Here is a 19,349-nt window from a genome sequence, read left to right as displayed (position 1 = left end):
GGGTCGGGCGGATCTAGCATCAGCGGCGTGGAAGAGCAGTCACCGCCGCAGACCTCCGGGCAGCCGGGAGCCGGGCCGACCGAGTGGGGTGAACACCCGCACGGCCTCGGCCCGTGGGTCGCCGAGTTCGGCACGCCGCCGCCCGCCGATCCCCGCCTCGACCCGGAACTGCTCGCCCACGGCGACCGGCGCAATGTGGTCGACGCCTATCGGTACTGGACCCGTGAGGCCATCGTCGCCGACATCGACAGCCGCAGGCACCCCTTCCACGTCGCGATCGAGAATTTCGCCCACGACGCGAACATCGGCACCGTGGTGCGCACCGCCAACGCCTTCGCCGCGGCCGCCGTGCACATCGTGGGCAGGCGCCGGTGGAATCGCCGGGGCGCCATGGTCACCGACCGCTACCAGCACATCGAGCACCACACCGATATCGACGCGCTGCGCGCCTACGCCGACCGGGCCGGGCTCACCGTGGTCGCCGTCGACAACGTCCCCGGCGCGGTGCCGCTGGAGACCGCCGAACTGCCGCGCGAGTGCCTGCTGCTGTTCGGCCAGGAAGGGCCCGGCGTCACCGAACACGCCAAGAATGCCGCCGCCATGACCGTCTCGATCGCCCAGTTCGGTTCCACCCGCAGTATCAACGCGGGAGTCGCGGCGGGCATCGCCATGCACGCCTGGGTGCGCGCGCACGCGGATCTGTCCGAGGCGTGGTGAACGGTGGCGCCGTGCCGCGGTCCGGGTACGGATTCGGCCGCCATCTGGTAACAATTCAGCGGCAGGAATCGTGGTGTACCTGGCACCATTGAGCTATGACCACGCGGAGCCCGCTGCCAGGGCCGGAGACAGCACCGACCCCCGCCCTGTGGTCCGAACGCGCGGACATGGCCGAATGCTCCATCGTCTCCCGGCACCTGCGCGCGTTGTGGGCTTGTCCCGGAACGGAATTGGCGGTTGTCGGTTGGCCCGCCACCCGGCGTGAACGGTTCTTCGCCTCCTGGCACTACTGGTGGCAGGCGCATCTGATCGAGTGCGCCGTGGACGCCGTCAACCGGAGGCCGACTCCGGCGCGGCGCGCCAGGATCGCCGAACTGGTGCGCTCACACCGGATGCGCAACATCACCGGCTGGACGAACAAGTACTACGACGACATGGCGTGGCTGGCGATCGCGCTGGAACGGGCCGAACGCACCCAGGGCGTCACCACCGCGCGCCGCGCGCTCGTCGCGCTGGAGAAGAAGCTCTACAGCGCTTGGCGGCCGGAGGTCGGCGGTGGCCTCCCGTGGCGGGAGCGCTCGGACTACTACAACGCTCCGGCCAATGGCCCGGCCGCGATCGCTTTGTGCAGGCTCGGCAGGCTCGCCCGCGCGCAGGAGATGTCGGACTGGATCGACGACACACTGCGCGACGAGAACACCGGCCTGGTCCTCGACGGCATCCACCTGCCCTCCGGGTTGATCGAGCGCCCCACCTTCACCTACTGCCAGGGTGTCGTGCTCGGCCTGGAGGCCGAACTCGCCGTGCACACCGACGAGCCGCGGCATCTGGAGCGGGTGCACCGGTTGCTCGGCGCGGTGGAGGAGCACATGACCTCCGGCGGGGTGATCGCGGGCGGTGGCGGTGGCGACGGTGGATTGTTCAACGGCATCCTGGCCCGCTACCTTGCGGTGGTGGCGCTGATGCTGCCCGGTGCGGGGCGCACCCAGGAGGCCGACCGGCGCACCGCGGCCTCGCTGGTGCGGGCCTCCGCCGCGGCGGCCTGGGGGAATAGGCTCGACATCGAGGGCGAGCCACTGTTCGGCGTCGACTGGACGAAACGGGCGCGGCTGCCCGGTGGGGCCGGCGGCGCGGGCCACTTCACCCAGGGCGGTTCGGTGACCGCTTCGGAAATCCCCGAACGTGATCTCTCGGTGCAGCTGAGCGGATGGATGCTGATGGAAGCCGCGTATCAGGTGAGCGCGGCGGGCCTCTAGGACGCGAGGTCAGCGGGAGGTGCCGGGCTCCCAGCGCGGCAGCACCACCGTCGGTGGATCGATCTCGCGGCGCGCGTCCATCGCGTATCGCATGGGCGCGGTGTCGGCGGTGGCGTCGACGGCTGCGAACGTCGCCGAGTCGTGGTTCGCCGTCCCGTAGTTCGCCGTGTCGTTCGTCGGGTTGTGCGCCGCATCGTTCTGGAGGGTATTGCGCATCTCCTGGCGGTAGCCCCGGATACCGACGATCGTGCCGACGACCACCGCGATCACCAGCGCCGCCGTCACGCCGTGCATCAGCCACGGTATCCGGGCGAGATGGCTGCCGGCGTAGAAACCGATCAGCAGCAACACCGGCGCCCAGACGATCGCGCCGATCGTGCTGGCGAGGGTGTAGCGACGGTGATCCATCCGCGCGGCCCCCGCCACCAGCGGGCACAGGGTCCGCACCCACGGAATCCAGCGGGCCACCAGCACGGCCCAGAAGCCGTGCCGCTGCAGCATGGCCGCGACCCGTTCCAGATTCTGGGCATTGACGTATCGGCCGTTGCGCCGGGCCACGAATCCGGTGCCCGTCCGTTGCCCGATCACATAGCCGACCTGGTTGCCTGCCACGGCCGCCGCCATCGCTCCGACGGCCAGCGCCCAGATGTGCTTCTCGCCCATCTGGTGGCCTGCCATCACGATGCCCGCGGTCAGCAGCATGGAATCGCCGGGCAGGAACAGGCCGATGATCACGGCGCACTCGAGGAAGACGAAGCTGATGACAACGGTCCACACGAGGGTGGGACCAGCGGATTCGAGAAAACTCATCCCGCTTGCCGCGGTGGTCATGTGCTCAGCTCTGACCGGGGGTGGATTTCACCACCGCGATCTCATCGGTGTCGGCATCGGCATCGGAGTCGGCGGTGTCCTCGCCCTTGCCGCGCCAGCGCTTGAAAACCTCGAGGATGATCGGCACCACCGAGAAGAACACGATGAGCAGGAAGATCAGGTCGACGTTGTCGCGGATGAACTGGATCTGGCCGAGCAGGTAGCCGAGCATCGTCACACCCGAGCCCCACAGGATCGCGCCGATCGCGTTGTAGACGACGAACACCTTGTAGCTCATCGCCGACGCGCCCGCGACGACCGGGGCGAAGGTGCGCACGAACGGCACGAAGCGGGCCAGGATGATGGTGATCGGGCCGTGCTTGACGAAGAAGGCGTGCGACTCGTCGATGTACTTCTTCTTGAAGAAGCGCGACTCGTTGTCCTTGAACAACGCCGTGCCGCCGCGCTTGCCGATCATGTAGCCGACCTGGTCACCCGCGAAGGCCGCGATCGGGATCAGCACCAGCAGCGCCCAGATCGGTGCGAACGGATCGATGTCCTCGGACTTCGCGGCCGCGATCAGACCGGCGGTGAACAGCAGCGAGTCACCGGGCAGCAACGGGAACAGCAGACCGGATTCGATGAACACCACCAGCAGCAGCCCCGCCAGCACCCACGTGCCGAAAGAGTTGAGCAAGTTCACCGGGTCGAGGAAGCCTGGCATCAAGGCGAGATTGGTCGTCAGGGTCTCCGAGCCGGCCAGCGCAATCACGTGGCCAAGGGTACCGATATTCCGAGACCCTGCCTAATTGTGGCGCGAGTCGCACTGCGGCTTTCGGGGTCCCTGTCGAGTGGGGCATCGTCTCGCTTAGGCTGATCAGCAGGATCAGCACCCGTCCCGCGCCGGCGGGCGGAGAGCGTCGTACATGGAGGTCTGTTCAGTGCCCATCGCAACCCCCGAGGTCTACGCCGAGATGCTGGCTCGCGCCAAGCAGAACTCCTTCGCCTTCCCGGCGATCAACTGCACCTCGTCGGAGACGGTCAACGCCGCCATCAAGGGTTTCGCCGACGCGGGCAGCGACGGCATCATCCAGTTCTCGACCGGTGGCGCGGAGTTCGGCTCCGGCCTCGGCGTGAAGGACATGGTGACCGGCGCGGTGGCCCTCGCCGAGTTCGCGCACGTGGTCGCGGCGAAGTACGACGTGACCATCGCGCTGCACACCGACCACTGCCCCAAGGACAAGCTCGACGGCTTCGTCCGCCCGCTGATCGCGATCTCCCAGGAGCGCGTCAACGCCGGGGGCAACCCGCTGTTCCAGTCGCACATGTGGGACGGCTCGGCCATCCCGATCGACGAGAACCTCGAGATCGCCAAGGAGCTGCTGAAGGCCACCGCGGCGGCCAACATCATCCTCGAGGTCGAGATCGGCGTCGTCGGCGGTGAAGAGGACGGCGTCGAAGCCGAGATCAACGACAAGCTCTACACCTCTCCCGAGGATTTCGAGAAGACCATCGACGCGCTCGGCGCCGGTGAGAACGGCAAGTACCTGCTGGCCGCCACCTTCGGCAATGTGCACGGCGTGTACAAGCCGGGCAACGTGGTGCTTCGTCCCGAGGTGCTGGCCGAGGGACAGCGCGTCGCGGCCGCCAAGCTGGGCCTGGGCGCCGACGCGCAGCCGTTCGACTTCGTCTTCCACGGCGGCTCCGGCTCGCTGAAGTCCGAGATCGACGACTCGCTGCGCTACGGCGTGGTGAAGATGAACGTCGACACCGACACCCAGTACGCCTTCACCCGCCCGGTGGCCGGTCACATGTTCACCAACTACGACGGTGTGCTCAAGATCGACGGCGAGGTCGGCAACAAGAAGACCTACGACCCGCGCAGCTACCTGAAGAAGGCCGAGGCCGCGATGGCCGAGCGCGTGGTCGAGGCGTGCAACGATCTGAGGTCGGCGGGACGGTCGATCAGCGCCTGAGCGCACGCGCCCGATCCCTAGGCTCTGATCGAATAGACGAGGCCCGAGCTCATGAGTCTGGACGTACGTGTGCTCGGGCCCGTCCGGTTGTTCGTCGGCGGCGAGCCGGTGGCGGTCGGCGGGCCCAAGCCGCGAGCTCTGCTGGCCGCGCTCACCGTCAACCGGCGGCGCGCGGTGTCGTCGGCGGCATTGGCGGACATGGTGTGGAACGAGGATCCGCCGGATTCCTACGCGGCCAGCCTGCAGGTCTTCGTTTCCAATATCCGCAAGGCGCTGCGCACCGCCGGGGTCGACCCGGCGACGGTGTTGCGCACCGAGTCCTCCGGATATCGCCTGGAAATCGCCGAGGACTGCTGTGACATCGGCCGTTTCGAAGCGCACTGCGATACCGGGGCCAAGGCCGCCGACATCGGCGACCACACCGGCGCTTCGCTGGCCTACGGTCGCGCGCTCGAGGAATGGAGCGGGCGCGCGCTGTCGGATCTGAGCGGTCTGCAGTTCGCCGAGAGCTTCGCCACCGCGATGGAGGAGGAACGGCTGCTGGCCGCCTCCGCCCGTATTGACGCCGAAATCGCTTGCGGGCGCGCATCTTCGGTGATCGGCGAGCTGGTCGCCATGACCACCGAGCATCCGCTGCGCGAGCCGCTGTGGGGTCAGCTCATCGCCGCGTTGTATTTGTCCGGGCGTCAGGCCGACGCGCTGGACGCCTGCCGCCGGGTGCGCACGGTGCTCGCCGACGAACTCGGTATCGACCCCGGCCCGGCCCTGGTGGAGTTGGAACAGCGGGTGCTGCGGCAGGAACCGTTGAGCACCAAGGAGTTCAAGCAGGTCGAGCGGATGGCGGCGGCGATGACCGAGACCGTCACCGAGGGCCCGCGCACGGTGCGCAGCGGTCAGCTCCGGCTGCCCGACGGCCGGGTGCTGCCGATCTCGCACGCGGGCATGCGTATCGGCCGGATGACCGACAACGATCTGGTCCTCGACGACCCCAAGGCAAGCCGCTACCACGCGCACATCATGCCCAGTCGTGCCGGTCTGCTGATCAAGGATCTGCATTCGGCCAACGGCGTCCACATCAACGAGGAAACGATCGAGAGCGCGCTGCTCGCCGACGGCGACATGATCCGCATCGGGTCCACCGTGCTCACCTTCAAGGCATCGTCCTAGCCGCGGTGCCCGCGCAGCGCGGGCGTCGTCTCGGTGCCGCGTCCTGATCCGGCATCGTCCTGACGCGGCGTCCTCCTGCCCCGGTACAGGCGGGGGTCGCCGCGCCGGGCGCCGCCGTCGTCGGAGTTCGCGCCCGCGGAACCCTGTGTGCCGGGTAGGGTCTGCGCTGATCACAGGCCTGCCGCTGATCGCGAGCGGTTTCCGACACGAGAGGTTGCGATGTCCATGCGGGTGAGCGCCGCGCTCGGCGCCGCGGGTTTGTTCGTTGTGTTGCACCAGGGTTCGGCGTGGGCCACGCCGGACGAGCGCGTGCCCATTCCCGGCACCGGCCCCTGCGTCACCGATCCCGTTCCGGTGCACGAGGATCTGATTCCCGAGACGGTCGAGATGCCGATCCCGTATCCGGTGATCACCGTGCTGCCGCCGCAAGCGCCCGAGCCGGAACCGGTGCGCGTCGAGATGGCGCTGCCGGAGAACCCGTGCGACAACCCCTGTCCCGATCTCACCGATCTGCCCGAGCCGCCGCCGAATCTCGCCGAACAGCTCGGGATCCCGCAGCTCCTGCTGAATCCCCAGCCGTTCCACTTCGCGCTCCCCGGTCCCAGCCCCGATCCGGGTGAGGGCCCGCCGCCGCCCGCACCGGTCACCCCGCCCACCGAGGCGGCTCCGCGTGCGGTCGCACCCGCCGCGCCGCACGTCCTCCGGGTGCAGGAGATCGCCAAGCAGACCGGTGCGAACTCGGTGAACCGCACCGACAAGCGCTGGCAGGTCGACGGCACCGACCTGGGCATCATGTGGGAGAGCGGGCCCGGGGAGATCGCCGTCGCCTTCGGCGACACCGTGGGGCGCGGCTTCCATCCGCCCGGCGGCTTCGGCGGGGACTGGCGCAGCAATGTGCTGGCCTTCAGCACCGACACCGACCTGTCCGACGGCATGGTCTTCGACCGAATGGTCACCGACAGCCGCTGCCACGCCGCCGAGGTGCTCTCCAGCCGCAAACTCGACAACATCGAGATGACCACCATCCCGACTTCCGGGTTCGCGATCGACGGCAGGCAGTACATGAGCTACATGTCGCTGCGCACCTGGAACAGCCTGCCCGGCACCTTCTACACGAACTACGGCGGCATCGCCTACTCCGACGACGGCGGGCAGACCTGGACCAAGGACCGCCACGCCCGCTGGGACAACATCTTCGGCTTGGCGAGTTTCCAGGTGAGCGCGATGGTTCCGCACGGCGAGCACGTCTACATGTTCGGCACGCCGAGCACCCGGCTCGGCTCGGTCGGGCTGGCCAGGGTCGCCAAGGACCAGATCCTCAACACCACCGCCTACCAGTACTGGCGGGACGGACAGTGGACCCCGGTCGGGGGCGCGGCGGGGGCGACCCCGGTCGTGGACGCGCCGGTAGGTGAGTTGTCGGTGCGCTACGCGGCCGACCGGGGTGTCTGGCAGATGAGCTACCTCGACACCGCCCGCGCCGCCATCGTGGTGCGCGAGTCGGCCACCCCGCAGGGCGCGTGGTCCGCGCCCTCACCCACGGTGACCGTGCTCGACCACCCCGAGCTCTACGGCGGTTTCATCCATCCTTGGTCCCGCGGCAACGAGCTGTATTTCACCATCTCGACCTGGAGCGACTACAACGTCTACCTGATGCGCGCCGAACTGGGGTGATCACCGGCGCCGGACCGCGCGCGGTCCGGCGCGCTCGGCTCAAGAGAGCCGGACGTCGGCGATCGCGCGGCCGAAGAGCTTGCGGCCCTGGGACGTCGCGCCGAGCATCACGGTGGCGGCGCGGCGATCGGGGTGCAGCGACTTGATCTTGCCGGAGAACTCGATGAGGGCCGGCTTCTGGACATCTACCGGGACGAACCCGGAGAAGCGGACGCTGAACGTCTCGATCGCGGCCGGATCGCCGAGCCAGGAGGTCAGGTAGTCGGCGGTCAGGCCCATGGTGAGCATTCCGTGCGCGACCACCGTCGGCAGGCCGACCAGCCGGGCGGCCTCCTCGCTGAAGTGGATCGGATTGGGGTCGCCCGCGACGCCGGCGTAGTTGACCAGGTCGCCGCGGGTCAGCCGGGCGCTGCCGGCGGGCAGTCGGTCGCCTTCGGCGAGTTCGGCGAAGGCCGCGGCGGTGTGCACCTGGGGCAGGTCGGCCATGCGCGCCTCCGGACTCTCGCCGTCGAGCGCGATCAGCGCGCCCGACTCGGCGAGATCGGCGGCTGGGGTGACCGGTCGGGAATGCATGAAGATGTTCTGCACCATCTTCGCCAGGTCCGGATCGATCTCCGCACCGCGACGGGCGACGATCGTGGTCGTGGCGATCTGCACGATCTCGTCGTGCTGATCGGTCATCTCGGCGCGCACGCAGATGAAATCGTTATCGCCGAAGGTACGGATCGACTCGATGATCACCTGGGTGCGGATGGCGTCGCCGGGCAGGAACGGACGGCGCAACTCGAAGGTCTGATCGGTCTGCAGCACCTGGGCCAGGTCGTATTCCAGCAGCACCGAGTCGAGCAGTGCGTTCGTGGCCGCCATACCGATCACCGAGGAGAAGGTGGGCGGGGCGATGAGCCGCTCGAAGCCGAGCCGGTTGGCGTCGGCGTCGGACTGGTGCGCGCCGTGCCTGTTCTGCACCGCCCGCGCGAACTCGCGCACCTTCTCCCGGCCCACGTGATAGGGGTCGCGCATCAGAAAACGGCGCCCCGCCAGCGTCTCTGTTGCTGTGATCCCCGGCGACCCCAGCGCTGAAGCGTCGGTTTCCGGTGCCGTCATCGTCTGTTCACTGCCCATGATCCCGGCCATGTTAGTGGCCGGGACGGCCGGTTGACCAGGTGAGTGTGACGACCGCTACCGGGCGCGCCGGGGCGGGATCACGGCGACTCGGTGGGCCGGTCGCATACCTTCCAGCCCTCCCCGGTGTTCTCCAGATCGAACGTCCGCTGCGAACGATTCCCCGGATCCGCGGCGGTGTACACCGTCGCCAGTGCCAGCGCGGTGCTGTCGGTGATCTTGATGGCGTCCACGCTGGCCACCACCGGAATGCTGCCCTGGTCCACCGACAGTTGATGCACCCCGGCGAACTGGTCCGCGGGCAGATCCCGGTAGAAGTCGTGCAACGTCCCGCAGGTGCTGTCGCGCAGGCCCTCCAGGTCGCCGTCGTGGAGTGCCGAGGTGTAGTCGCCGATGGCGGTCCGCACCTGGTCCTCCGGCGAGTCACCGCCGCCGATGACCGTCGCCGCCACACCGATCAACGCCAGCACGAGCACCACCGCCGCACCGACCGCGAGCAGCCACCGTCGCGACTGTCCGGCCTCGGACTCCGCCTTCGCCTTCGCCTGCGCGGCAGGCGGCGCGGAAGCCGGTGGCACCCGCTGTGGCTGTGCGATCTGCCGTGGCCGATCGTCGAGCGGTTGAGCGGGGCGGGTCGCGTTCTGATCCGCCGGAGAGGGGGCGCTGCCCGACTTCACCAGCGGCGGACCGCCCGGTCCGACCCGGACGGGGCCTTGCTGTGCGCCGTGCTGGGGTCGCTGGGGACCGCCCTGACCGGGGCCCTGCTGATGACCCTGCGTCGGAGCCGGACGCTGGGGACCGCCCTGCGGCGAACTCTGCGCACCGCCTTGCGCGCCGGGGCCCTGGGGTCCGCCCTGTCCCGGACCTTGCGTCCCGCCCTTGACGAGTCCTTGCGGCCCGCCGTGCCCGGAGTTCGGCGGCCCGCCGCGTCCCGCCCCCTGGGGTCCGCCTTGACCGGGGGCAGACGGCCTGCCCGGGGTCGTCGGTCCCTGCGGTCTGCCCTGCTCGGGACCATGCGGCCCGGCGGGCGGTGGACCCGAGGGCCCGGCCTGCTTGGACCCGGCCTGCCTGGGCCCCGACGTGGGACGCGGCGTGCTCGGCGGCTTGCTCAACGGCGGCCGCCCGGTCACCCGATCGGTCTGATCCGGTCGCTGGATCGGCAGCGCTGTCGTCTTCTGATCCTCGATCGGAACCATCGGCATGGCGACTGTCGCCGTGTCGTCGGCCGCACCCGCGTCACCCGGGAGGTCCGGTTGGTGTCCGGCCTTCCGCTCTCCGGCCGGGGCCTGCGCGTGCGAACCCTTCGCGCCCTCAGCGGCCCGGCCCGGCTTCCCGGGGAGGTCGGACCGCCGAATCACCACCGTCTGGTTCGTATCCGCCGACGGCGCGTCCGGCCCGGCAGCCCGAGCGGCGGAACCCGCCGCACCGGCCGCCGCCGTCGCGGCCGAGGTGACATCGTCCCGTCGGATCACCGCCGTGGGCGCGTCGGCATCCGCATCGCCCGTGCCCGGCTGTTCGCCACCCGCTCGACCGCCGACGGCGTCGTCCCCGCCGTCCACCCGACCCGCATCCGCTGGAGGCGCGGCCGGAATGGACACGGTCCGATCCGGATCGCCCTGGTCGTTCGCGGAAGCAGATGTGGTCGCTGCAGCCGGTGTCCGCTCCGAACCGGGTGGTATCGGATTCGCGGTGCTGTCTTCTTCGGGCTCAGCGTCTTTCGTCCCCTCGCCGACGCCGGTGCGCTCCCCGTCCGAAGCCGCCTGTGTCGTGCCGGAGCCCTCGGGCGGGTTCCCGGCCGTCGGTGTCTCGGCATCGTTCGCCGCATCCGAGACCGTGGCTTTCGCGTCGGCCGTCGAATCGGCGGCGGCAGGCGCGCTCGCGTCCTTGTACTGCTCCGACCCCGGTTCGTCTTCCGTGGGACCCGGAGAACCGGCAGCGGTGGCCGTCGCCGCACCGCCCCCCTGCGACGAATCGATCCGCTGAGTGACGGCCTCGTCGTGGCGCTTCGCATCGGGCACCGACGCCGGGCCGGGGGCCGCCGCCTCCGGGGCCGATTCCGCGCCGGAAGCCGCCGCCTCGGCGGTCGGCTCTGCGCCCGCATCCGGCTTCGCTGTGCCCGCATCCGGCTTCGCCTCCGCCGCCCGTTCCGCTGAACCGTTCGGCGATTCGGCCCCTGGGCGCGCGATCTTCCGCGTGGGCGCGGAATCGCTCGAATCCGTTCCGCTCGCCGCCTCGACGTCGGACGAGGGATCTGTCGCCGGGGAAGAGGTCGCCGCGGTGCCGGGCAGAGGGATCTGCTGGGTGGGCGCGTGACCGCTGGGATCGCTCGCGGCCGAGGGATTGCCGGATGTCGGCGCGCCAGATGCGGCCGGGTTGCCGGAATCCGCGGCCGAACCGGGCCGCTCGCCCGCAGGAGTCGGCTCCGGTCCGTCCGCCGCCCCCGCGGCCGGGCGCGGCGCACCGGTTGCGGGCGCGGGCGGCCGCTCGCCACCGACGACGGTCGTGCGGGTGAACGGGGCTCCCTGAGTACGGGCGGCGCCCTCGCCTGCGGCCGAGTCCGGACGTTCCCACTCATCCTGCCCGCTGGGGGCCGAACCACCGGCCGTGGACCCGGCCGCAGGGGCGGACGAGGCCGTCGCGTCGTCGGAGGTGCTGGTCGAACCCGGCTGCCGACCAGGGGTTTCGGTGGTCGAGGAGGTCGAACCGGACGAGTCGGCGGGCGCCGGGCGGCCGGTGGCGGCACTCGATTCGGTGGCCGCGTCCGGCCGGGCGCCGGAACCGGCGCCCTCGCGCGCCGGGTTCTTCTCGTCGTTCGGGTCGGACACCACTACCCCTTGCTCGCGCCGATCTGAAGTGAACTCGACGGCCAGCCTATCGACCGCGCGGGGTGGGGGCACCGATTCCCCCGTCGCCGCGGCCCGGGCGAACCGGTGCACAATGAACCGCATGACCTCGTTCGGAGACCTGCTCGGACCCCAGCCGGTGTTGCTACCCGAAAACTCCGAGGCGGAGGAGGCCTTGCTGAACAAGGCCGACCCCGTTCAGGTGGTGGCCGAACATCCGGCTGCCTCGATCGCGTGGGCGTATCTGGCCGAAGCCGCGCTCGAGCGCGGCGCGGCCGCGGACGCCGCGGTCAACCACGACATCGTCTCGGCCTACGCCTTCGCCCGCACCGGATACCACCGGGGCCTGGACCTGTTGCGCCGCAACGGCTGGAAGGGTTTCGGCCCGGTGCCGTGGAGCCACGAGCCCAACCAGGGCTTCCTGCGCAGCGTCGGTGCGCTGGCGCGGGCGGCCAAGGCCATCGGCGAGAACGACGAGTACGCCCGCTGCCTGGATCTGCTCGAGGACTGTGATCCGCGGGCGGCGGCCGAGCTGGGCCTCGACTGACCCGGGAGTGACCCGCGCGGACTCCCGCTTCGGAGCGGCCAGGGCGAGCGGCGCGCAGCGATTGCGCGCCTCCTGGGCGCGGCTGCGGTTGTCCGCGCTACCGATCGTGCAGTGCGCGCTCGGCGCGGCGCTGGCCTGGTTCATCGCGCACAACGTGATCGGCCATCTCAACCCGTTCTTCGCTCCTACCGCCGCCGTCATCTCGATCGGCCTGTCGTTCGGGGCGAAGATCCGGCGCTCGGCGGAGCTGGTGGTCGGCGTCGCGGTGGGCATCGGCATCGGCGACCTGTTCATCTCCGCGGTGGGCACCGGCGTCTGGCAGATCGCGCTGGTGGTGGTCGTCGCCATGGCCCTGGCGGTGTTCGTCGACGGCGGTTCGATCATCAGCATCCAGGCGGCCGGTTCGGCGGTGCTGGTCGCCACGCTCATGCCGCCTTCGTCGAACGCGAGTTTCGACCGCATGATCGACGCGCTGGTCGGTGGCCTGGTGGGCGTCGTCGTGGTCGCGGCGATCCCGGCGCATCCGGTGCGCCGGGCCCGCGAGCACGCCGGGAACGTGCTGAAGGTGGTGCAGGAGGCGCTGGCGGACAGCGCGGACGGCCTGCTCGAACAGGACCCGCGCAAGATCGGTCACGCACTCGAGACCGTTCGCGGCACGCAGTCGGCCATCGAATCACTGCGGTCGAGTCTGGAGGGCGGCAAGGAGATCAGCCGGATCTCCCCGCTCTACTGGAATTCCCGCCCGCGCCTGGACCGCCTGCGCGCCACCGCCGACCCGGTCGACAACGCGGTACGCAACACCAGAGTGCTGCTGCGCCGTTCGCTGACGCTGGTCCGCGACGACGAGATCCTCGATCCGCGCCTGATCGAGGTGGTCGCCGCCCTGTCCGAGGCCGTCGACGTGGTGCGCCGCTCGATCCTGGCCGAGCCGGGCGAACAACCGGATCAGGCCGAGGCCGCGCGGGTGCTGCGCTCGGTGGCCCGGCAGGCGCGCCCGGAACTCGTCGAAGGCGCCGGACTGTCCGCGCACGTGGTTTTCGCGCAGGTCCGCTCGATTCTGGTGGACCTGATGCAGGCCTGTGGGATGCAGCGCATATCGGCGATCGCGTTGCTGCCGCCGACGGTCCCCAATCCCTATGTCCGCCCCCACCATTCGATCGAGTAGTGCGCTACTCGCGATCACCGGCGTTCTCACTCGTAGCGTCGGCGGTGGCCGGGGCGACGAGGGGTGCCGCGGCCGGACACCGGAAGCGCTCCGGTCGCCCGTCGCGACCGGAGCCCGGTTCACCGCTCGCCGAAGCTCACATCCAGAACCGGACGAGCCCCGCCCCGCGCGCCACCCACAGATCCGGCACGCCGAACAGTTCGCAGATCGCGTAGATCGCGTCGAAGAACGGACCGTTCACCGCCGGGGTGAGGATGAGCGCGAACAGCAGCAGCATGCCCAGCGGCTTGAGTTGATCGAGCGAACGGCGGGTCTGGTAGCTCAGCGAGGGCTCGAGGATGCCGTAGCCGTCGAGGCCGGGAATGGGCAGCAGGTTCAGCAGCGTGGCGGTGACCTGGAGGAAGCCGAGGAACGCCAGGCCGTACCAGAACGCGGAATGGCTTGTGGCACTGCCGAACAGCGTCACGGTCAGCAGGATGACCACACCGCAGACGGCGTTGACCGCGGGCCCGGCGCCGCTGATCATCCGCTGTTCGCGCGGGCTCACATTGTGGGAGTGCACGTAGACCGCGCCGCCGGGCAGGCCGAAGCCGCCGAGGGCGATGAACACCACCGGCAACACGATCGACAGCAGTGGGTGGGCGTATTTCAGCGGGTTGAGCGTGAGGTACCCGCGCAATTCCACTTCACGGTCGCCCGCTCGCCAGGCGAGATAGGCGTGCGCGAACTCGTGCAGGCACAGCGTGACGATCCAGCCCGCCACCACCAGCACGAACACCCCGATACCCGCGGTCGTGCTGCCGGTCTCGGAGAGCCAGGCCAGCACGCCACCGGCCACGGTGACCGCGACGACCAACAGGAAGACGGGGCTCGGTCGCACCGCGCTGCGACCGAGCGGAGAAGACAGACTCATCGCACCAGCAGCCAGGGTTCGTGATGACGGTAGAAGGTGGAGCGCGGCACGGCGCGGGGACCGCGGACACCGTCACGGGTCACCACCGCGCCGGGCGAGCCGAGCTGCGCGGCCCTGCCCTCGAGCCAGCGTCGTTTGCGCAGTCCCTTCGCCACCGCGGCCCGGACGCCGGGCATGTGCAGGGTGGGGGAGATGTGCATGGCATTGACCTGGCCGGTGAACAGCAGCGTGTCGTCGACGTAGGCCTCGCCTTCGAGCTTGCCGCCGTCGGGGCCGGTGATGCTGGCCCGGCCGACCAGCACCGTACCGGTGTCGTCGCGGATCAGCGGTGTCTCGGCGGCCTTGCCGCCGATCGCGCGCTTGGCCGCGGAGTTCCCGGTGCCGGTCTCGTAGGCTCGCGCGCCGTAGGTCCGGTCGATGGGGACGTAGCCGATTTCGACGTGCAGGCGTTCGGTGCGCATCAGGTGGGTCAGCACGGCCGCGAGCGCGGCGTCCTCACCGAGCACGATCAGGCGCGGCAAGCTGTCCGCGGCGAGCACCGGCAACAGTTCGTCGATCACCGTGGTGTCCGGGATGGCCGCCGTCTGAGTGGTCGCCAGCGCCGCTAGCGCGATCGGGACCGGCGCCCGGTCGCAGCGGAGAACGTGGGTACTCAAACCGCCGTACACCCTCCTGGTTTCCGGCCGACCCGAAGTCGGCCCTCACGCATGAGCGGGCCGTCCATCCGGCTCGCCCGCAGCAACCATAGTCTCGTTCGAGCGCTCACGCCCGGGCCGAGTCGTCATTGTGATCGCAGCTGCGACGGCCCTCGTGAGTACAGCCGCGACGGCCCTACCGAGTACAGCCGCGACGGCCCCTGTGAATACACCGCGACAGCCCTGTGGATACAGCGGCGCCGGTCTGGTGGATACAGCCGGTGCAGCTGGATACAGGCCGGATCGGATTCACCAGGACGGGGCGCGGGGTGCCTGGTTGGCGGCACCTCGAGGGCACTTGGGTAAACTGTCCTTCCGGCCACCGCCTCGAGACGGCAGGTAGCCGCAGCACAGACGTGCTGCGTGTCGATCCGTAGGAGACCCACAATGCCGGCAATCGTCCTCATCGGCGCCCAATGGGGCGACGAGGGTAAGGGCAAAGCGACCGACCTGCTCGGTGGCCGGTTGCAATGGGTGGTCCGATACCAAGGTGGCAACAACGCTGGTCATACCGTCGTTCTGCCCAACGGCGACAAGTTCGCGTTGCATCTGATCCCGTCGGGCATCCTGACCCCGGGCGTGCGCAATGTCATCGGCAACGGTGTCGTGGTCGACCCGGGTGTGCTGCTCGAGGAGCTCGAGGGGCTGGAGAAGCGCGAGGTCGACACCTCGGGTCTGTTGCTCTCGGCCGATGCCCACCTGATCATGCCGTACCACGTGGCCATCGATAAGGTCACCGAGCGATTCCTCGGCAACAAGAAGATCGGCACCACCGGCCGCGGTATCGGCCCCTGCTACCAGGACAAGGTCGCCCGGGTGGGCGTGCGGGTCGCCGACGTGCTCGACGAGAAGATCCTCACCCAGAAGGTCGAGGCCGCCCTGGAATTCAAGAACCAGGTGCTGGTGAAGATCTACAACCGCCGCGCGCTGGATCCCCAGCAGGTCGTCGACGAGGTGCTCGGTCAGGCCGACAGGTTCAAGCACCGCATCGCCGACACCCGCCTGCAGCTCAACGAGGCGCTCGAGCGCGGCGAGACCGTGCTGCTGGAAGGCTCGCAGGGCACCCTGCTCGACGTCGACCACGGCACCTATCCGTATGTGACCTCGTCGAACCCGACGTCGGGCGGCGCGGCCGTCGGTTCCGGCATCGGGCCCAACAAGATCAGCACGGTGCTCGGCATCCTCAAGTGCTACACCACCCGCGTCGGCTCGGGTCCGTTCCCGACCGAACTGTTCGACGAGCACGGCGAATTCCTCGCCAAGCAGGGCGGCGAGGTGGGCGTGACCACCGGACGCGCCCGGCGTTGCGGCTGGTTCGACGCGGTCATCGCCCGCTACGCCACCCGCGTCAACGGCATCACCGATTACTTCCTCACCAAACTGGATGTGCTGTCCAGCCTGGACCGGGTGCCGATCTGCGTGGCCTACGAGATCGACGGGCAGCGCGTGGAGCAGATGCCCACCACACAGACCGATTTCCACCACGCCAAGCCGATCTACGAGGAGATGCCGGGCTGGTGGGAGGACATCTCGCAGGCCCGCACCTTCGAGGATCTGCCCGCCAACGCGCAGGCCTACGTGCTGCGGCTCGAGGAGCTGTCCGGCGCCCGGATCTCCTGCATCGGCGTCGGTCCCGGCCGCGATCAGACGATCGTGCGCCACGACGTGCTCGGCTGAGCCCGAACGGTTCGAAGCCGGAAACGCTGTCGAGCGGAAGCGAATTCGCGCGAAACCGTTGCGGACCGGTATCGAGTTGTCCCGAGGCAGGCGAGTTCCCGCGCGGGAGCGGGGCGACGCTCTAGAGTTGCCCCATGGCTCGGAACTGGCCGATGGTCGAGCGCGAGACCGAGTTCGAGACAATCCGCGCGGCCATCACCGGCCCCCGATATGTGGGCGCCGTACTCACCGGTGATGCCGGTGTCGGCAAGACAACGCTCGCCCGGCAGGTGGGCGCCGCGATCGGCGGCCGGATCCGCTGGGTGGCGGGCACCGAATCCGCCCGCGGCATACCCCTGGGCGTGTTCGCGCACATGGTCGGCGCCTACACCGCCCATGATCCGGTCACCTTCATGTCCGCCGCGCGCGAGGCGCTGCTGGCCGACGGCGCGACCATCATCGGTGTCGACGACGCCCACCTGCTCGACCAGCTCTCGGCCACTCTGCTGCTGCAACTGGCCATCGACAAAGTCGTGCGCGTGGTGGCGACCGTGCGCGGCGGCGTGCCGGTGCCCGACGCGATCACCTCGCTGTGGAAGGACGGGCATCTGCTGCGCGTGGATCTGCGGCCGTTCACCGAGCAGCAGAGCGTGCAGTTGGTGGAGTCCGTGCTCGGCGGCCAACTCGAGGGTTTCACCGCGAACCTGATGTGGGAGTCCTCGGGCGGAAATGCCCTGTTCCTCAGGCATTTGGTGGAGGGAGCGCTGGAGGCGGGCACGCTGCGGCAGGTCAACGGGGTGTGGCAGTTGCGCGGCCGCGCCGCGGTCACCTCCGAACTGGCCGCCCTGCTCGAGGACCGGGTGGAGCAACTGCCCGATTCGGTGCTGCGGGTGCTGGAACTGCTGACCTTCTGCGAGCCCATCGATCTCGACGTCCTGGCCGAGCTGGCCGGCGAGGAGGCGGTGGAGGCGGCCGAGACCCGCGGTGTGGTCAAGGTTGTCGAACACGGTCGTCAGCTGACCGTCCGCTACAACCATCCGCTCTTCGGCGAGGTGATCCGCCGCAGGCTCGGTATCGCCTCGACCCGCAGGCTGCGCGGCCTGCTGTTCTCCGCGCTGCGGCAGCGCCCGGTGCACTCCGCCTCCGAACGCATCCGCCTGGCCGAATTGGCCTTGTACAGCGACAAATCCGCCGACCTCGCCCTGTTCGAGGCCGCCGCCACCGATGCCATCGCGGTCGCCGACCTGCCGTTGGCCGAACGTTTCGCCCGGGCCGCGGTCGAGCGCCGGGGCGGGGTCCAGGCCGCGGATCTGCTGGCCCGCGCGCTGCTGTGGCAGGGCCATCGCATCGAGGCCGAACGCACCCTGGCCGCGTTCGATCCGGGCGAGCTCACCGAACCACAACTGGCTCGATGGGGCGGCACGCGGGTGTCGAATCTGTTGTGGTCCATGGGCGATGCCGATCGCGCCGACGAGGTGCTCGCCCGAGTGCGCGCGGGCGTGAGCCACCCCAAGATCGTGGCGATCATGGCCGGTCTGTCCTCGGCCTGCGCGGTGAACGAGAACCGCGTCGACGACGCGCTGGCCGAAGCCGAAGCGGTGATGACCGATCCCGGTGCCCCGCCCTGGGCGGTGTGGTGGGCCGCGTTCGGCGGCGGGCTCGCGCTCGCGCTCACCGGTCGTGGCGCCGACGCTCGTCGCTACGCCGCGCGCGGTCACGCAATCGACCACCACATCGACGGTCTCAACCGCTTCATGACCACCCACGCCGAGGTGCTCGGCCTGCTCTACACCGGTGACTACGACGCCGCACGACGATGCGCCGCACCGCGATTCAGCTATTCGGCGCCCGGTCAGTACCTGGCGTGGGGCATGTCGAAGATCTTGCAGGGCACGGTAGACGTGGCTCAGGGGCGTTTCCCCGACGGCATCGAACATCTCGAACAGGCGTTGGCGGCCTTGACCGCCGAAGGCGCTGCCGCCTGGACCTTTCCGGCCCGTATCCGCCTGGCGGAAGCGTATGCCGCACTCGGCCGGACCGTCGAGTGCGCCGAGTCGATCGCCGAGGCACACCGGAGGGGCGGCAGGCACAGCGCCGTCTACGAGCCGCAACTCGCCATCGCCGAAGCCTGTCTCGCCGCCGCCGAAGGCGCCGTCAGTACCGCTGTGCGTTCGGCGCTCGATGCCGCCGATGCCGCCGCACGCGCGCACCAGTACGCCATCGAGGCCATGGCCCTGCACGTCGCCGCCCGCTTCGGCGAACACTCGGTGGCCGACCGCCTGACCGAATTGGCGACCAGGGTGGAAGGCAGGCTGGTCGTCGTGCAGGCCGCCCACGCCCGCGCGCTCGCCGCGCACGACGGCGCGGGTCTGGATGCCGCCGCCGCCGATTTCGAACGGGTCGGTGCGCTGCTCTCGGCTGCCGACGCCGCCGCTCAGGCAGCGTCCGCGCACGAACGCGCCGATGACAGGCGGCGCCTGACGGAGTCGGCCGCCGCCGCGAACCGATTGGCCGCGGCCTGTGGGGGCGCGAGCACCCCTGCCCTGCGCGCCGCGGCCCAACCGCTGCCCCTGACCGCACGAGAACGCGAGATCGCCAATCTCGTCGCGGCAGGCCTGTCCAACCGCCAGATCGCCGACCGGCTCACCGTCTCGGTGCGCACCGTGGAGGGTCATCTCTATCGTGCCTGCGGGAAGGTGGACGTGACCGACCGCGAGGCGCTGGGCGCACTCATCCGCGGCGAAACGAACCGGTGACCGATCGCCCCCGGATGCGCGCGGGTACTACGGACACCCCCGCGGGGCGCGG

Annotated in this window: 14 protein-coding genes and 1 pseudogene; 9 read left to right on the top strand and 6 right to left on the bottom strand. The window is 69.9% G+C overall.

Annotation, left to right across the window (positions count from 1 at the left end):
- Positions 1-27: 27 nt before the first annotated feature.
- Positions 28-717, top strand: a complete 690-nt coding sequence (locus IU449_RS18060) for a TrmH family RNA methyltransferase (protein ID WP_195003302.1) — start codon at positions 28-30, stop codon at positions 715-717.
- A gap of 167 nt (positions 718-884) precedes the next feature.
- Positions 885-1,973 carry a glycoside hydrolase family 76 protein gene (locus IU449_RS18055; RefSeq protein WP_195003722.1) on the top strand — a complete coding sequence of 363 codons (1,089 nt, stop codon included), beginning with the start codon at positions 885-887 and terminating at the stop codon, positions 1,971-1,973.
- A gap of 213 nt (positions 1,974-2,186) precedes the next feature.
- Here IU449_RS18055 and IU449_RS18050 read toward each other — a convergent pair.
- Together IU449_RS18050 and IU449_RS18045 are read right to left on the bottom strand one after the other, a co-directional pair.
- Positions 2,187-2,804, bottom strand: a pseudogene (locus IU449_RS18050) (DedA family protein); the annotation flags it as partial.
- A 4-nt stretch (positions 2,805-2,808) separates the two neighbouring features.
- Complete coding sequence (locus IU449_RS18045; protein ID WP_195003721.1) at positions 2,809-3,507, bottom strand: VTT domain-containing protein; 699 nt, start codon at positions 3,505-3,507, stop codon at positions 2,809-2,811.
- A gap of 202 nt (positions 3,508-3,709) precedes the next feature.
- Between IU449_RS18045 and fbaA the strand changes: the two genes are divergently transcribed.
- The 3 genes from fbaA to IU449_RS18030 all read left to right on the top strand — a co-directional run bounded on the left by fbaA (position 3,710) and on the right by IU449_RS18030 (position 7,600).
- Positions 3,710-4,759, top strand: a complete 1,050-nt coding sequence (fbaA, locus tag IU449_RS18040; protein WP_228805147.1) for a class II fructose-bisphosphate aldolase — start codon at positions 3,710-3,712, stop codon at positions 4,757-4,759.
- Between the two features lie 51 nt (positions 4,760-4,810).
- Positions 4,811-5,926, top strand: a complete 1,116-nt coding sequence (locus IU449_RS18035) for a BTAD domain-containing putative transcriptional regulator (RefSeq protein ID WP_195003300.1) — start codon at positions 4,811-4,813, stop codon at positions 5,924-5,926.
- 219 nt (positions 5,927-6,145) lie between these two features.
- Positions 6,146-7,600 (top strand): DUF4185 domain-containing protein, encoded by a 1,455-nt coding sequence (locus tag IU449_RS18030; protein ID WP_195003299.1) that lies wholly within the window; start codon positions 6,146-6,148, stop codon positions 7,598-7,600.
- 39 nt (positions 7,601-7,639) lie between these two features.
- Here the strand turns inward: IU449_RS18030 and IU449_RS18025 are convergent, their stop codons facing one another.
- Both IU449_RS18025 and IU449_RS18020 read right to left on the bottom strand, forming a co-directional pair.
- Positions 7,640-8,704 (bottom strand): fused (3R)-hydroxyacyl-ACP dehydratase subunits HadA/HadB, encoded by a 1,065-nt coding sequence (locus tag IU449_RS18025; protein ID WP_228805144.1) that lies wholly within the window; start codon positions 8,702-8,704, stop codon positions 7,640-7,642.
- Between the two features lie 98 nt (positions 8,705-8,802).
- Complete coding sequence (locus IU449_RS18020) at positions 8,803-11,547, bottom strand: hypothetical protein (RefSeq protein ID WP_195003297.1); 2,745 nt, start codon at positions 11,545-11,547, stop codon at positions 8,803-8,805.
- 112 nt (positions 11,548-11,659) lie between these two features.
- On the opposite strand from IU449_RS18020, the gene IU449_RS18015 reads away from it, so the two are divergent.
- Together IU449_RS18015 and IU449_RS18010 are read left to right on the top strand one after the other, a co-directional pair.
- A complete protein-coding gene (locus IU449_RS18015) occupies positions 11,660-12,112 on the top strand; it encodes a DUF3151 domain-containing protein (RefSeq protein WP_195003296.1) in 453 nt (150 codons plus the stop codon).
- A gap of 7 nt (positions 12,113-12,119) precedes the next feature.
- Complete coding sequence (locus IU449_RS18010; protein ID WP_195003295.1) at positions 12,120-13,277, top strand: FUSC family protein; 1,158 nt, start codon at positions 12,120-12,122, stop codon at positions 13,275-13,277.
- A 136-nt stretch (positions 13,278-13,413) separates the two neighbouring features.
- On the opposite strand, the gene IU449_RS18005 is transcribed toward IU449_RS18010, so the two are convergent.
- Complete coding sequence (locus IU449_RS18005) at positions 13,414-14,190, bottom strand: site-2 protease family protein (RefSeq protein ID WP_195003294.1); 777 nt, start codon at positions 14,188-14,190, stop codon at positions 13,414-13,416.
- A complete protein-coding gene (locus tag IU449_RS18000) occupies positions 14,187-14,846 on the bottom strand; it encodes a hypothetical protein (protein WP_228805142.1) in 660 nt (219 codons plus the stop codon). Before IU449_RS18000 ends, IU449_RS18005 begins: the two co-directional genes overlap by 4 nt.
- Before the next feature lie 426 nt (positions 14,847-15,272).
- On the opposite strand from IU449_RS18000, the gene IU449_RS17995 reads away from it, so the two are divergent.
- Entirely contained in the window at positions 15,273-16,562 is a 1,290-nt protein-coding gene (locus IU449_RS17995; protein WP_195003292.1) for an adenylosuccinate synthase, read from the top strand.
- A gap of 134 nt (positions 16,563-16,696) precedes the next feature.
- On the top strand, positions 16,697-19,297 hold the full coding sequence (locus tag IU449_RS17990; protein ID WP_195003291.1) for a helix-turn-helix transcriptional regulator: 2,601 nt from the start codon (positions 16,697-16,699) through the stop codon (positions 19,295-19,297).
- Positions 19,298-19,349: the final 52 nt, after the last annotated feature.

The sequence above is a fragment of the Nocardia higoensis genome (assembly GCF_015477835.1).
Classification (GTDB): Bacteria; Actinomycetota; Actinomycetes; order Mycobacteriales; family Mycobacteriaceae; genus Nocardia; species Nocardia higoensis_A.
This window is presented reverse-complemented; position numbering and strand designations above follow the sequence as displayed.